The 13640-nt window shown below is 65.4% G+C and carries 9 protein-coding genes; 7 read left to right on the top strand and 2 right to left on the bottom strand.

Translation table 11 applies throughout. The features are described 5' to 3' along the window. Positions 1 to 116 precede the first annotated feature (116 nt). Positions 117 to 1934, bottom strand: a complete 1818-nt coding sequence (locus BMI01S_RS02295; protein ID WP_244145284.1) for a hypothetical protein — start codon at positions 1932 to 1934, stop codon at positions 117 to 119. A gap of 766 nt (positions 1935 to 2700) precedes the next feature. Here BMI01S_RS02295 and BMI01S_RS02290 point away from each other — a divergent pair. The 7 genes from BMI01S_RS02290 (at position 2701) to BMI01S_RS02260 (ending at position 12825) form a co-directional block, all read left to right on the top strand. Then, the gene (locus BMI01S_RS02290; protein WP_028230115.1) at positions 2701 to 3696 is read left to right on the top strand and encodes a GlxA family transcriptional regulator; all 996 of its coding nucleotides are present in this window, start codon (positions 2701 to 2703) and stop codon (positions 3694 to 3696) included. Positions 3697 to 3800: 104 nt separating this feature from the next. Further along, entirely contained in the window at positions 3801 to 5336 is a 1536-nt protein-coding gene (locus BMI01S_RS02285) for a mannose-1-phosphate guanylyltransferase/mannose-6-phosphate isomerase (protein WP_028230116.1), read from the top strand. Positions 5337 to 5384: 48 nt separating this feature from the next. Beyond that, positions 5385 to 6776, top strand: a complete 1392-nt coding sequence (locus BMI01S_RS02280; protein ID WP_028230117.1) for an undecaprenyl-phosphate glucose phosphotransferase — start codon at positions 5385 to 5387, stop codon at positions 6774 to 6776. Positions 6777 to 6889: 113 nt separating this feature from the next. Further along, positions 6890 to 9121, top strand: a complete 2232-nt coding sequence (locus BMI01S_RS02275) for a polysaccharide biosynthesis tyrosine autokinase (protein WP_028230118.1) — start codon at positions 6890 to 6892, stop codon at positions 9119 to 9121. Positions 9122 to 9213: 92 nt separating this feature from the next. Beyond that, complete coding sequence (gmd, locus tag BMI01S_RS02270; protein ID WP_028230119.1) at positions 9214 to 10332, top strand: GDP-mannose 4,6-dehydratase; 1119 nt, start codon at positions 9214 to 9216, stop codon at positions 10330 to 10332. Positions 10333 to 10338: 6 nt separating this feature from the next. Beyond that, positions 10339 to 11298, top strand: coding sequence for a GDP-L-fucose synthase family protein (locus BMI01S_RS02265; protein WP_028230120.1), 960 nt, complete (start codon positions 10339 to 10341; stop codon positions 11296 to 11298). Between the two features lie 174 nt (positions 11299 to 11472). Next, complete coding sequence (locus BMI01S_RS02260; protein WP_042288281.1) at positions 11473 to 12825, top strand: glycosyltransferase WbuB; 1353 nt, start codon at positions 11473 to 11475, stop codon at positions 12823 to 12825. Positions 12826 to 12910: 85 nt separating this feature from the next. Here the strand turns inward: BMI01S_RS02260 and BMI01S_RS37995 are convergent, their stop codons facing one another. Next, positions 12911 to 13576, bottom strand: coding sequence for a hypothetical protein (locus tag BMI01S_RS37995; protein ID WP_028230121.1), 666 nt, complete (start codon positions 13574 to 13576; stop codon positions 12911 to 12913). Between the last annotated feature and the right edge of the window lie 64 nt (positions 13577 to 13640).

Raw genomic sequence — 13640 nt, 5'->3', positions numbered from 1 at the left:
TCTAGGCGGCCCGAAATGGCGATGCACTGTCCACAGCCGCCTAAGTCTCGCTATCGTGGGCCAAGATGCCAGGCCCCGTTATTGGCGTCAACGGGCCCCGGCAGGCAGGGATGTGCTCAAGGCCTGGGCTTGATGTATCCCGCGGGCGTGACCGCATTGGCCTTGATGGCGTCGGCGTTGTCCGACACCACATACACGGGCGACTCGGTCAGGCGCAACGGGAGCATGCCATCGGTGTAGGTCATCGTGGTCGGGTTGCCCATCATGTCGAACACGCTCACCCGGCCCGAGCGTCCGCGCGCGTCCACCTGAAGCGTGTAGTTCGTCGCGCGCGTGGCGTCGAAGCCGCTCTTCGCACTCCAGCGCGCGTTGTCGTGGCTCCACAGCGCCGTGATGACCTTGCCGCCGTCCTGGCCTGCGACGGGCCGCGCAAACGCGTATGCCCACACGCCCGCGGGCGTGCCACGCAACGGCCCGAGCGTATAGGTGCCGTCAATTAGCCGCGTCATCGTGGCGACCGCGAGCGCGGCCGGCTTGGGGCTGATTTTCGACGCGCCATACATGCCCTTGGGATGCTCGAGCTCGAAGAACACGCCATAGCCCGGCGTATTCTCCGGCATGTCCGCGCCGTAGAAGACGAACGTGGTGTCGGCGCCTTCGCCCAACAGGATCAGATGGGTGCGTGCGACGACCGCGCCTTGCGCATACAGCGTTTGCGCATCGGGGTAGTTCGGTGCGTAGTTCGTGCCGATGTCGTAGCTGATGCCCGTTTCGGTCACGAAGAGCGGGGCGCCGGGTTTGAGCACGTCGCGCATCGTCGCGCGCAGCTCCCGCATCGCCTCCGGCAGCGAGACCGTGCCCTTTTCCGGTGCGCCATAAAGGCGCTCGGGCGGATGCGAGGGGCTCGTGCCGAAGTCGTAATAGCCGTGAATCGTCACGCCGTCGATATATTTAGCAATGCCAAGTGGTGCGAATTTCTTCAGCCACTTCGTATTGCCATCGACGCCCGCATAGGTCGGCCCCATGATGATCGCGGAAGGGTCGCTCGAGTGTATGCCCTCGTAGATGGCCTTGTAGAGTTCGACGAAATGGACGTCGCTGTCTTTCCATGGCAGGCCGCCGTCCGCGTCGGGCTCCCATGTGACCTGATAGTAGTTGTGCGCCTGGCGCGGGAAGACCTGCGCGCGCACGCGTGCGGATTCCGCGCCTACGCGCGCCATGTAGTCTCGCAGCTGCGCCGCGGACGATGGCGCGTAGCTGTGCGTTTCCTCCCCATTCGGACTTGCCCATGCGGGGACGCCATCGAGCGTGATCAATCGCATGATGTCGCCGGGCTTGAACGACAGATCGAGCTGCGAGGCGGTGGCATCGAATGTCTTGGGGCCTTTGGGCTCCATGACGTACCAGCCGCGCCTGTCGTTGGCCCACGCGAGTCCCAGATCCGTGTAGAGCGGCCGCAAGCCGTCGCCGCCGCAGCAGTGCTGGCCGGGCGCAATATATGCAGTTCCTTGTCCGCCGAAGCGATGCAGATCCTCGTGCGCGAAGGCGGGAGCGGGAAGTGCCGCGCTCACGTCGGGCAATACGCCGAAGGTCGTGATGCCTGCCGGCCGTGTGCCGCGCTGGGGCAAACCCATAGAGGGCTCGGAAGCCAGTGCCGCAGAAAACGCGAAGTAGCCCGCCTGCGGCATCGTGCAGGCGAGCCACGTGACACGCGGTCCGGCCGCCACTGCAAAGCTGCCGCTCGCCTGCGGGCGGCTCCACGCATCGGCGAGCTGCCATTGCACCTTGTCGTCACCCACAGCACGCGTGGTCACGACGATACGCACCCCCTTGCCGCGAGGAAAGAGACGCGTGCCGTCGCTACCGGGCGTATCGGCCGAGATGAGGTCATTGCCGTCGTCGGTCGCCGCGCTGCTGGCGACGCTACGGCACACGGGCCCCTCTGCGGCGCGGCAAGGTTGCGCCGCGAGCAAGGCCACGAGTGCAAGCAGGGAGGCAGGCACCACTATTGCGCATAAGGGACGCGCTGAAGGCGAGTACGGAAGTATGGATGCAACGGCCAGGAGCGGTCTCATTGGCGGGTTCCTCGCAATGGAAAGGCTAAGCCTAGTTCCTCGCAGACGTCATTCGCCGCCAGCGTCCAGGCAATTTGCGCAAAGTTTTCTAAAAGATGTGCTTGCGAGTTGTGCACCGCTCGCAGTGCGCGTTCATATAAAACGGCTCTCTGTGAATTTTTTTATTGTGCAGCGCAAACAGGATTTAATGGGTTTAAAATGCGCTTCGCGTGCTGGAAATCGGTGCTCGAGGCTTCTTAAAGGTCTTTTAATCAGACGAATAGGCGCGCAGTCTTTTATTGCCCGCCTGGCTTCCATCCCTTGCGTTTGCATCGATCGGAAGACGCCGAAGGATTCGTCGTAGTAAAGGCGAAAATACCGTGCTGCAAGGTTTGCCGGCATTTTTGCCTGGTCGATGTAATCGAACAAATTATTATTCAGATGGTTTTGCTTCCTGTAACGAGGCAGGGGGCGCAGGCTTCAAATCGGTCCGCGACCGGACTGAATGCGCCAATGTCTCGCCAGTTTCGGTCAGTCATCGTTGCAGCGATTTTTATCTGCATATGATGCACTGCACACGGAATGCTATCGAAATGCTATTACCGCGACTTTTCGCTTGGTACGGGGGATTGTTTAGGGGAAAAGCATGGCGTACGCAAGTCTGGATTTGCCGTCGTTCAGTCGCCCGCATCTGGTTACCGCGGGTATCAGCCGGGAGGTGCGTCACGTTGCAATCCTGTTGTTCGATGGTTGCTCGTTGCTCGGTGCAGGGATCGTGGCCGAAGTATTTCATGTCGCCAACGAACTCTCTACCGACACCACTCGCAGCTCGCCCTACGATGTAAGCATCCTTTCAGCCGATGGCGGCAACGTAACCTGTTCGTCATCGGTGCGTGTCTGGACGGACGGACTCGATGCGCGTCACTACGTCGGCTTCGACGCGCTCTTCGTGGCGGGCGGCAAAGGCGCCTACGCGGCGGCCAATGACGAGCGCCTGATCGCATGGCTGCGTCGCGTGCATGCGAACACCGGCACCATTCGTCCGATCGGTGAAGGTCGTTCATTGCTCGAAGCGGCGAGTCTGTGCAGCCAGCGCTCGCAACACGAGTTCGGCTCCTTTGCGATGCAGACCGGCCGCGACGAAGCGGGCGGCGACGCCAGCGACCGGCTCGAATCGATGAAGAGCGCGCTCACGCTCGTCAAACGCGATCTGGGTGTCGATGTTGCGCGCGCCGTAACGGAGCGCCTCATGCCCGATTCGGGCGGCAACCTCCTGCCGTTCCTCGGCGATGCGCTTGGCAGCGCACCTGCCGACAAAGTGCGAGCGGCGGCGCGCTGGCTGCAGGAAAACTGTCAGCGCGCGATTTCAATCGCCGACGCAGCCCAGGTCGCGGCGATGAGCGAGCGCAACTTTCTGCGCCGTTTCAAGCTGGAGATGGGCATCACGCCATCGGACTACCTCTTGCATGCGCGTCTTGCGATCACCTGCAGCCTGCTTACCGATTCGGAATTGCCGGTCGACAAGATCGCGCGCCGCACCGGCATGGGCAATGGTGACCGCCTCGCCAAGATCTTTCGCAAGCGCATGATGATTTCGCCTACCGAGTACCGCGAGCAAAGCCGCCGCGAAGCCGGCGTATAGAGGCTCATCTCGTAACGCCGCGGTAACAACGGTCGCACTTCGTTACAAAGAGGTCGCTCGTCGCAAAGCCGGGTTGATCTTGCCCGATATGAAGGAGTCCGAATATGAATGAAAGGTCGTCGATTCATGAGGGACACGCTAAGGCTCATGCCGAAGGCGAGCCGGGCACAGCGCGCGAACAGGATGCGGCGTGCACGCGCATCGTGCCCGTGGTGTTGGCGGGGGGCTCGGGCACGCGCCTGTGGCCGATGTCGCGCGAGCATTTCCCTAAGCAGCTAATTGGTGTGGTGGGTAGCGATACGCTGCTGCAGGCGACCGTGCACCGGCTCGACGGCTTTTCGCCCGAGTGGCAGGTCGCGAGCGCGCCGATCGTCGTATGTGGTGAAGACCATCGCTTCGTGATCGCCGAGCAGTTGAGTGCATGCGGCGTGGAAGCGCGACTCGTGGTCGAGCCCGCGCGGCGCGACACGGCGCCGGCGCTCACGCTTGGCGCGGCGCTTGCGTGCGCCAACGGCGACGACGCGATCCTCATCGTGATGCCCTCCGATCACGCGATCGCCGACGTGGGCGCCCTGCAGCGCGCGCTCGAATGCGCCGCGCGCCACGCGCAGCGCGGTGCAATCGTTACGCTAGGGGTGCCGCCGCGTTCACCCGAGACCGGGTTTGGCTACATCCGCGTCGGCGAGGCGCTTGCGGACGGCGCGCATCGCATCGACGGCTTCGTCGAGAAACCGGCGCCCGAAATCGCGGCGCAGTACGTCGCACAGGGCGGCTACTGGTGGAACAGCGGCATCTTCGTGATGCGTGCGAGCGTGTGGCTAGACGCGTTGCGCGCGTTGCAGCCCGACATGCACGCGGCGTGCTTTGCCGCCTTTGTCGACGGCGAGCATGACGGCCCGGTGTTCCGGCCGGCGCTGGAGGCCTTCAAGAGCACGCCGGCCGACTCGATCGATTACGCGGTGATGGAGCGCCTGTCGGGCAGCAACGGCTGGACGGCCGAGGGTGTGGTCGTGGCGCTCGACGCCGGCTGGACCGACCTCGGTTCGTGGGACGCCGTGTGGGCCGCGATGGAGAAGGACGAGGCCGGCAACGTAGGGCGCGGCCGCGTGGTGTTCGAAGGGGCGCTGGCGACCTACGCGCACTCGGACGGACGGCTCGTGGCGTGCGTGGGCACCTCCAACCTCGTCGTGGTCGAGACCCCTGACGCGGTGCTCGTCGCCGACCGCTCGAAGGTGCAGGACGTGAAGGCGCTCGTCGCGCGCATCAAGGCTGCCCATGCGCCCGAGGCGGATTCGCACCGCAAGGTCCGGCGCCCGTGGGGCTTCTACGATTCGATCGATCGCGGCGAGCGCTTCCAGGTCAAGCGCATCGTCGTCACGCCGGGCGCGCGGCTCTCGCTGCAACTGCATCACCATCGCGCAGAGCACTGGACCGTGGTGCGCGGCACCGCACTCGTCACACGTGGTGAGGAATCCTTTCTGTTGACGGAGAACGAATCGACCTACATTCCACTCGGTGTGCGCCATCGGCTGGAAAACCCGGGCAAGGTGCCGCTCGAAATCATCGAGGTGCAGTCGGGAGCGTACCTCGGTGAGGACGATATCGTCCGCATCGACGACACCTACGGCCGCTGTGGTTGAGCAGGGCGGCACGAGCCGCCAGGCGGGATAGGAAAAAAGGGAGAGAGCATGCGCGAGCTACAAAATTTGATGGCAAGAGTGCTCGACGTGGCCGCCGTGATGATCGGCGCGAGCGTGGCATCCGAGATTCGCTTCAACGATGTCGTGCCGCGCGGCGTGAACGAAGCTTTCGTGCTGCTCGCGGCCGCGTTCGCGCTCGTGATCTTTCCGGCGTTCGAGCTATATCAATCATGGCGCGGCCGCTCCAAGGCGTTGCTCGCGGGCCAGGTATCGCTCGCGTGGCTCGTGGTGCAGGGCTGCGCGCTGATTTCCATGTATACGACGATGCACCACGTCGACGCCGTTTCGCGCCTGTGGTTCGCGTACTGGACCGCAGTGGCCGGCGGCCTGCTCATTACGTGGCGCGTCGCGGCACACGGCGTGCTTGCGCACGTGCGCCGCGCCGGTCTGAATCTGCACCAGGTCGCCATCGCGGGCTCCGCTTCGCAATGCGACGAGATCGTGCGGCGCATCGATGCGGAGCCCGGCTCGGGCTTTCGCCCAGGCGCGCTCTACAACACGATGCCGCAAGCGGCCACGCCCGCGAGCGCGAAAACGGCCCCGGTGTGCGAGACGATCGAGTCGTTCGCGCAGTACATCCGCGAGCACGACGTGCACGAGTTATGGCTCGCCCTTTCGCTCGCGGAGGAGCGCACGGTGGTGAGGCTCGTCAACGAGTTTCGCAACGACCTCGTGAATATCCGCTTCATTCCGGACGTGCGGTCGCTGGCGCTCTTCGATACCAGCAGCGTGATCGAACTGCTGGGCGTGCCTGCGATCAATCTCGTCGCCTCGCCGCTGCCCGCGAGCGCGCAGTTCAAGAAGGCGATGTTCGATCGTGTATTCGCGTTGCTGGCGCTCGTTAGCCTCATGCCGCTGCTCGTAGGCATAGCGATTGCGGTCAAAGTGAGTTCGCCGGGGCCGGTGCTCTTCAAGCAGCGGCGCAAAGGCGCCGATGGCCGCGTCTTCACGATCTACAAGTTCCGCACGATGCGCGTGCACAAGGAGGCGCCCGGCACGGTTAGCCAGGCGACGCGCCACGACCCGCGCGTGACGCGCATCGGCGCGTTCCTGCGCCGCACGAGCCTCGATGAGCTGCCGCAGTTCTACAACGTGCTGCGCGGGGACATGTCGGTGGTCGGTCCGCGGCCGCATGCGCTGGAGCACGACGATCTCTATCAGAGCGTGGTGAAGGGCTACATCCACCGCTATCGCATCAAGCCCGGCATTACCGGCTGGGCGCAGGTCAACGGCTTTCGCGGCGAGACCGACCGCCTCGAAAAGATGGAGATGCGCGTCGCGCACGATTTGTATTACCTCGGCCATTGGTCGTTCTGGCTCGACATGCGAATCATCGCGGCCACGATCGTTCACGGGCTGGTTGGCCGCAACGCGTACTGAGCGCCGCGGCGCGCTCATTCGACGGTTCGTCAAGACGCGTGAGAGCAGGCAACAAGAGCGAGTAGCACAAGAAGGCAACACAAGCGAGCAACACCAGGTTTCGGGAGAAGAAGATGGCGATGAATTATGACGGCGCTTACTACGGCGCAGCAGGCGCCGACGAGCGATATCTGGGCGACTACCTTCAGACGATGGTTGCCAACTGGCGCGCGATCGCAATCGTGACGGTCGCCGTCACGTTGCTGGGCGCAGCCTACGCATTCCTGGCCACGCCGACCTATCGCGCCGACGTGCTGTTTCATCTCGTCGACAAGGGCGACGGCAGCAAGCGTGACACCAGCCTGCCGCCGCTCACGGGCATGTTCGAGGAGAAGTCGTCGCCCAACGGCGTGATCGAGATGCTGAAGTCGCGCAACGTGACCGAGGAGACGGTGCGCAAGCTGCATCTGGACATTTCGGCGCGGCCGCGCGTCATGCCTGTGGTCGGCAACATGCTCTCCGGCATCCTGGGCGCGCCCTGGGCGCAAAAGCTGCCCGGCTTCCTGCGCCCGTCCGGTTACGCGTGGGCCGGCGGCGACATCACGGTGTCGCGTTTCGATACGCCCGAAGCCCTCTACGATAACGACTTCACGCTCGTCGCCGGCGACGAGCCGGGCACGTTCACGCTGCGCGACCCCGACGGCATCCCGCTGCTGCAAGGCCGCGTTGGCGAGGACGTGCAGGCCAACACCTCGGTCGGGCCGATCGCGCTGCACGTGGACAGTCTGAGCGGGCCCCCGGGCACGCCTTTCCTGCTCACGCGCGCATCGACGCTCACCACGGTCGACCGGCTGGAGCGTGCGCTCGACATCCAGGAGGTCGGGCTGCAGTCAGGCGTGATTCGCGCGAGCCTCGAAGGCCACGACAGCAAGCGGACCGCCGCGATCCTCAACAACGTGGCGCAGGAGTTCATCAAGCAGGACATCGCGAGCCGCTCGGCGGAAGCCGAGCACATGCTCGCCTTCCTCGACGACCAGTTGCCGCAACTTCGCGCACAGGTGGACGCCGCCGAGCAGAAGTACAACAAGTTCCGTAACGAGCACGGCACGGTGGACCTCGGCGAAGAAAGCCGGCTGCTGCTCCAGCAGGTGAGCGACAACAAGATCCGGCTCGAAGACCTGCGTCAGCAGCGCGCCGAACTCGCGCAGCGCTTCACCGAGCATCACCCGGCCGTGCAGTCGCTCGACGCGCAGATCGGGACGCTGCAAAGCGCGCAGTCGCAGCTCACGCGCAATGTGGCGCAACTGCCCGACACCGAGCAGACCGCGGTGCGACTTCTGCGCGACGTGCATGTGAGCACCGAGCTTTACACGAGCCTCCTGAACAGCGCGCAGCAACTGCGCGTCGCGCGGGCGGGGCAGGTCGGCGACGTGCGCGTGGTCGATTTCGCCGAAGCGCCCGATGACCCGGTGCGCCCGAAGAAGCTGATCGTGATCGCGATCGCGATCGGTGCTGGGCTCGTGCTCGGCGTGCTGGTCGCGTTCGTGCGCAAGTCGCTGTATGGCGGCGTCGAGCGGCCGGACGAACTCGAAGCCGCGCTCGGCGTGCCCGTGTTCGCCGTGGTCCCGCGCAGCCCGAAGCAACTGCGGCTCCAGCATCACGTCACGTCGCGCCGGCGCGGCCTGCACGTGCTCGCGCAGCAGAACCCGCAGGACGTGGCGGTGGAGGGCGTGCGCAGCCTGCGCACCTCGCTGCAGCTCACGCTCAACGACGCGCGCAACAACATCGTGATGCTCACGGGCTCGCGGCCCGACATCGGCAAGTCGTTCCTCTCGGTCAATCTCGCGGCGCTCGTCGCGTCGGTGAACAAGCGTGTGCTGATCGTCGACGGCGACATGCGGCGCGGCGATGTGCACTCGCACTTCGGCATTGCGCATCAGCCGGGGCTCTCGGACGTGCTACTCGGCGCGGACCTGAACCGCGCGATCCAGCGCGACGTGCTACCGGGCCTCGACGTGCTCGCGAAGGGCTCGCTGCACTCGCACCCGTCGGAGCTGCTCATGAGCCCGCGCTTCGAGTCGCTGCTCGACGAGCTCAAATCGAAATACGACCTCGTGATCGTCGATACGCCGCCGGTGCTCGCGGTGACCGACTCGACCGTGATCGGACGCTACGCGGGCACGACGCTCCTGGCGATCCGCCACGGCCGCCATCCGATTTCGGAGCTCGAGGAGACGGTCAAGCGCCTGCGCATCGGCGGCGTGAACCTGCGCGGCGTGCTGCTCACCGACGTGCCGAAGACGGGCGCGTTCATCGGCGGCGGCTATCGCGGCGGTTATTACGGCTATGAAAGCATTGCAGGGTAGGTAGCGGCAGATTGGCGGGCCGTTTTGGGGCCGCTCGCCAATGGTGGAACCACCGAATCCCATTTCGCTCACGCGAGGAGAGAACGATGGCGATGGCTCGCAAGGTTGCGTTGATTACCGGTATCACCGGGCAGGACGGTTCGTATCTGGCAGAACTGCTATTGAACAAAGGCTACGAGGTGCATGGCATCAAGCGGCGCTCGTCGCTCTTCAATACGGACCGCATCGATCACCTGTATCGCGACGTGCACGACCCGGAACCCGGCATCCAGCTTCATCATGGCGAGCTGACCGACTCCACGGCGCTTTTGCGCGTGATTCAGCGCGTCGCACCCGATGAAATCTACAACCTCGCTGCGCAAAGCCATGTAGCGGTGTCGTTCGAGGAGCCCGAGTACACCGCAAATGCGGATGGCCTCGGCACCCTGCGCATTCTGGAGGCTATCCGCATACTCGGCCTCACGAATAAAACCCGCTTTTACCAGGCGTCGACCTCCGAGCTCTATGGGCTCGTTCAGGAGGTGCCGCAGCGCGAGACCACGCCGTTCTATCCGCGCAGTCCGTATGCCGTCGCGAAGCTGTTTGCGTACTGGACCACGGTCAATTACCGCGAGGCACATGGCATTTACGCGTGCAACGGCATCCTTTTCAATCACGAGTCGCCGCAACGCGGCGAGACCTTCGTCACGCGCAAGATCACGCGCGCCATCGCGCGCATCGCAGTCGGCTTGCAGAAGATGCTGTACCTCGGCAACCTCTCGGCATTGCGCGACTGGGGCCACGCACGTGATTACGTCGACATGCAGTGGCGCATGCTCCAGCAGGAGCAGCCCGAAGACTTCGTGATCGCCACGGGCGTGCAGTACAGCGTGCGTGACTTCGTGCGGGCGGCTGCGGCGGAACTTGGCATCACCGTGCGCTTCGAGGGCAGCGGGGTGGATGAAGTTGGCATCGTCGATCAGGTGGATGCACGCGATATTCGTCTCGAACCGGGCGACATCATCGTGCGCGTGGATCCGCGCTATTTCCGCCCGACCGAGGTCGAGACTCTCCTCGGCGACGCGTCGAAGGCACGGGAGAAGCTCGGGTGGAAACCGGAAACGTCGTTCCATTCGCTCGTCAAGGAAATGGTACGGGCCGACTACCAGACTGCCCGGCGCGACGCCCTGGTCACGCTGGCCGGCTTCAGGGCGCTTGAACATCACGAGTGAACGCGCATGGACAAGAACTCCCGAATTTTCGTGGCAGGCCACCGGGGCATGGTGGGCTCGGCGCTCTTGCGCGCGTTGCAGGCGCACGGCTACTGGAACCTCGTTACGCGAACGCACGCGGAACTCGATCTCACGAACCAGGCCGCGGTCGACGCGTTCTTCGATGGCGAGAACATCGACGCGGTGCTGCTCGCCGCCGCGCGCGTGGGTGGCATCCTCGCGAACTCCACGCAGCCTGCCCAATTCGCCTGGGACAACCTGGCGATCGAGACCAACGTGATCCGGGCGTCGTACAACGCGGGCGTGGAGCGGCTGGTGTTTTTCGGCTCGTCGTGCATTTATCCGCGCGAGTGTCCGCAGCCGATTCGCGAGACTTATCTGCTGACGTCGCCGCTGGAGCCGACCAACGAGGCCTACGCGATTGCGAAGATCGCGGGCCTCAAGCTCTGCGAAGCGTACAACCGCCAATACGGCACGCATTTCGTATCGCTCATGCCGACCAACCTCTATGGCCCCAACGACAACTACGACCTCGGCAGCAGCCATGTGCTGCCCGCGCTGATCCGCAAGGCGCACGAGGCGCGCACGAACGGCCAGCGCACGCTGACTGTCTGGGGCTCCGGCAGGCCGCGCCGCGAGTTCCTGCACGTGGACGATCTCGCCGATGCGACGATCTTCGTGCTGGAGCACGAGACCGGCGACGGCGTATACAACGTGGGCGTCGGCGAGGATCTGTCGATCCGCGACCTCGCGCAGCGCGTGTGCGACGTGGTCGGCTTCGAAGGCGAACTGGTGTTCGACTCGACGAAGCCCGACGGCACGCCGCGCAAGCTGCTCGACGTGTCGCGCCTGGGCGATCTGGGCTGGCACGCACACATCGGCCTCGAGGAGGGGCTCGCCCGCACCTACGACGACTTTCTTCACACGCATGCCGCGCCGGCGTACGAGGCGGGCATGCGCGCTTGACAGGTTGACAGGCCTCTCCGGCTTGCAGGATGGGTCGAGCGTCCGATTGATTGGCGGTGGGCGTCGTGCGCGGACCGGATGCTCGACGCCCGCTTTTTTTCGCTCGGCGCGCGAGACGAAATAAAGCGGAATACAAGCGGGGCATACAAGCAGTTCAGGGACGGAAGCGACGCAATGAGAATCCTGATCTACGGACTGAACTACGCGCCGGAAGTGACAGGCGTGGGCAAATATACGGCCGAAATGGCGGAGCTGCTCGCCACGCGCGGCCACGAGGTGCGCGTGGTGTGCGCGCCGCCTTATTACCCGCAGTGGCGCGTGCACGAGGGCTATCGCGCGTGGCGGTACAAACGCGAAACGCTTGGCGGCGTGGGCGTGTGGCGTGCGCCGCTGTGGGTGCCTTCGAGGCAGGGCGGCCTCAAGCGCATCGTGCACCTGGCGAGCTTCGCGCTCACATCGCTGCCGTTGCTCGCGCGGCTCTCGGCGTGGCGGCCGCAGGCCGTCATGCTGATCGTGCCGACGCTCTTCTGCGCGCCGGGCGCTCTCATGCTCGCGCGCGCGGTCGGCGCGAGCAGCTGGCTCCATATTCAGGACTTCGAAGTGGACGCGGCGTTCGATCTGGGCCTGCTGCAGGGCGGCGCCTCGCGACTCGGGCGGGCGGCGCGCGCGGGCGAGCGTGCGCTCTTGCGCCGCTTCGACGTCGTATCGTCGATCTCGTCGCGCATGGTCGAGCGCGCGATCGACAAGGGCGTGGACCCATCGCGCGCCGTGTGTTTGCCCAACTGGGTCGACACCCATGCGATCTTCCCGTTGCCGTATCCGAGCCTGTTCCGCCGGCGTCTGGGCATCTCCCAGGAGAACACCGTCGTGCTCTACTCGGGGAACATGGGGGCGAAGCAGGGCATCGAGATCCTCGCCGACGTCGCGACGGCGCTCGCCGGGCGGTCCGACATCAGCTTCGTGTTTTGCGGCGACGGCGCGGCCAAGCGCGAGCTGATCGCGCGCTGCGAGCCGCTGCGCAACTGTCACGTGCTGCCGCTGCAGCCGGCTTCGATGCTCAACGAGTTGCTCAACGTCGCCGATATTCACGTGCTGCCGCAGCGCAACGATGCCGCCGACCTCGTGATGCCGTCGAAGCTGACCGGCATGCTCGCGAGCGGCCGCGCGGTGGTCGCCATGGCACGGCCCGGCACGAGCCTCTTCGACGTGGTGTCGAACCACGGGGTCGTGGTGCCGCCCGAGGACGGCAACGCACTCGCTGCGGCGATCGCCGCGCTGGCCGACGATCCCGAGCGGCGCGCGGCGCTCGGCCGTACCGCGCGCCGCTACGCGAAGCGCATGCTGTCGCCGCAATCCATCTTCGACGCGCTCGAAGCGAGGCTATCCGCGCTCGCCGGCGAGGCGCTCGAGCCGGCCGGCGCGCCGCAGCCCGCAACAAGCGGCGGCGCCGCTTCGGCGCGCGAGCCCGCGCATGCGGCTGGCAAAGGCGGGTCGACGTTGCCGGAGATCGAGCAGTACGACGTGTGAGCGCGCGAAAGCGTGACGACGGCACCGTCTGCCCAGCGACGGGGCGGCGGCGTCGCGAGCCTCATCGGTCGCCGCGCACGACTGGCTACCAGGGTGATTTATAGAGTGTGGCGTTGGGCTCGTCCGGCGATCCGTACGGACTGCCGTACGGATTGCCATAGACCTGCGCAGTCGGCGAGGTTTGGCTGGCGCCGTAGTCGTAGCCGGCGCTCGCATGACGCCCGCCGGTGCCGGCGGCGTTCCTCGCCACCGCGTTGCCGGCGCGCGACTGGCCGTTCGCGCCGATCCTGCTGTGACTCCGGACACCTCCGCCCGCGCTTCTCGACGATGCGTCCGAGCGGGCGTCCCTGCCCCCCGAGCCGCTGGCATCGCTCGCCGGTTTATCCCCTGGCGGGACGACATGCATGTGCTTTTCGTTCGTGAGCGCGTCTTCGGCGTCTTCTGGCGAGGCGCCGTCGCTGGCGTACGGGTTCGCGCTGTAGGGGTTGCCGGAGGAACGCGGGCCGCCGAGCAAGCGCTGTTCGTCGAATTTTTGCCGGCTCGCGGCGGACGACAGTGTGTCTCCCCGATCGCTCGACGAAGCGGACGAGGCCGTGTCCGGGGCGCGCTGCGCAAGCGCCGCGCACGGCCATGCGGCGCACGCGGCTTGCAGTGCGGCGGCGAGCACGTAGGGCGCGGCGCCCCTGAACGTGCTTCGCGCGTGCGCCGCGTGAGCGATGGGCGGGAACTGGCGACGATCAAAACCGGGCATGGTGTCTATCCTGCGCCGCGAACGGTGCGGCGCCATGCCTTCATGTTGCCGACACCGCGTCGCG

This window comes from Paraburkholderia mimosarum LMG 23256 = NBRC 106338, assembly GCF_000739815.1.
GTDB lineage: Bacteria > Pseudomonadota > Gammaproteobacteria > Burkholderiales > Burkholderiaceae > Paraburkholderia > Paraburkholderia mimosarum.
This window is presented reverse-complemented; position numbering and strand designations above follow the sequence as displayed.